At 62.9% G+C, this 1,464-nt stretch carries 1 protein-coding gene; it reads right to left on the bottom strand.

Annotated elements, in window-relative coordinates:
- Positions 1-13 precede the first annotated feature (13 nt).
- Positions 14-1,342, bottom strand: coding sequence for an ISL3 family transposase (locus HMPREF3172_RS00705; protein WP_070514708.1), 1,329 nt, complete (start codon positions 1,340-1,342; stop codon positions 14-16).
- Between the last annotated feature and the right edge of the window lie 122 nt (positions 1,343-1,464).

The raw sequence follows: 1,464 nt of genomic DNA on the forward strand, positions 1-1,464 counted from the left end.
GGCTCTTCCGGTTCTAGAGTGCGTTGACCCGGGCTGATAGCTGCCCGGAGTGGAGAAGACAGCGCAGCACGTAGTGGCCGAAGTTCCTAAACCCCAACCCGATACCGCGCAGGTGCTCGAGGCGCCCGTTGATCGCTTCGACCGGCCCGTTCGACGCGCGACCACGATCGAAAAACGCCAGCACCTGAGCCCGTTTCCGCCACAGCGTCCGCCCCAACTGAGCAAGCTCCTCAAGCCCTTCAGGTAGGCCTCTGCGCAGACTCTCGATCACCGTCTGCATGAGCTTCTTGCCGGTCTTCCGATCGGGATGCTCGTACGCATCGATGACGTCCTGGTAGACGAGGTACGTCACTTCCAACGCGACATGGTCATCATGCTCGACCCACAACCGCTCCAGCCGGTCCCTACCCTTCTTGTTCAGCAGGGACCTCCTCGTCAACAGGGTCCGTCGCCCCTGATACAGGAGGTCTGTCTTCCGGCCCCGGTGCCCATGGATCTGCTGCTGGAGCCGTTGTCTGCACGCAGTGAGTTTCTGCCCGGCGAGCTGGACGACGTGGAACGGGTCCATCACCGGCACCGCGTCCGGCAGCGCATTCGTGGTCGCGGTGTGGTAGCCGGCGAACCCGTCCATCGTCACGACCTCGACCCTGTCACGGAACTGCGGGGAACGTTCCTGCAGCCACGAGGTCACGACCTTCGCGGAACGGCCTGCCTTCACGTCCAGTAGCCGTGCTCGACCGGTCCCGTCGATGAGCGGGGTCAAATCGACGAAGATCGTTGCGAAGGAGTCCTCTCCTTGTCCGCGCACGTGTTTCCAGCAGTGCTCATCGATACCCAGGACCCGAACCCCGGCCAGATGAGTGGGATCGGCGTAGACAAGGGACTGTGCGGCAGTGGTGGCCAGCTGGTTGACGAGGTCCCAGCCGAGTCCGAGTGCCCTGCTGATAGCAGAGATGCTCATCTGGTCCTGGACGAGCCGTTTCAGGATCCAGGTCGTAGCGCGTTTCGTGGTCTTCGCCCCGGGTTCGGCCGCTTCGAGCTGGTGCTGAAAGATCGTGCGCGGGCACTGGGCGTGGACACACTGGTAGCGGGGCAGACGTACGTGCAGGCGGGTCGGGTGGCCGGTGATCGGGACATCCGTCAGCCGGCGGATCACGTGGTCACGCAGCCGGCCTTCAGCACCGCACTCGGGGCAGTACCCAAGAGGTTCTCGTAGTGAGGCTTCGATGACAGTGATGTCATCATCGGTGATGTGAGCGCCGGTGATGTGGATGCCGAGCTCGAGAGTGCGGCAAATGACATCAGCGACGGGACACGGCGCGGCAGAAACGGTAGATTGCACGACAGGGCCTTGGGTGAGAGACGAGTTGAGGAACTTCTATCTTCACCCAAGGCCCGCCCCTCATTCATCACCAACACCCGGCAGTCAGAGACCGCGTCACGCACTCTGAAACCGGAAGAGCC

It is taken from the genome of Brevibacterium sp. HMSC08F02, from assembly GCF_001807555.1.
Taxonomy (GTDB): domain Bacteria; phylum Actinomycetota; class Actinomycetes; order Actinomycetales; family Brevibacteriaceae; genus Brevibacterium; species Brevibacterium ravenspurgense.